This is a genomic window from Ruoffia sp. FAM 26254, from assembly GCF_045528545.1.
GTDB lineage: Bacteria > Bacillota > Bacilli > Lactobacillales > Aerococcaceae > Ruoffia > Ruoffia halotolerans.
Genome location: NZ_JBGQQY010000132.1, coordinates 1 through 255, shown reverse-complemented (window position 1 = coordinate 255; position 255 = coordinate 1). Strand labels below are relative to the sequence as shown.

The 255-nt window shown below is 42.0% G+C and carries 1 pseudogene; it reads left to right on the top strand.

Features of this window, described 5'->3' with window-relative positions:
• Nucleotides 1-255: pseudogene (locus ACEN3Z_RS11985) on the top strand (IS30 family transposase); the annotation flags it as partial.

The following is a 255-nucleotide window of genomic DNA, read 5'->3' as shown; positions in this document are numbered from 1 at the left end:
AAACGTTCTAGAACACCTATTTATAACGTCATCAACTTCTTAAAAGAGGGCCATACCGCCATTGAGTATTACCAACAATATAAGAAAAACAAACAACGGTGTGGTAGATGTAAGTGTGTCCTTCCTGCAGACCAACAAGTCTACATTAAAGAAAAAGTCTCACAGGGCTGGACACCCGATGTCATTATCGGGCGTAAAGAAAAACCCATTGACTGTTCCATGCGGACGCTTTATCGGCGTTTCAAGGAAAAGGTG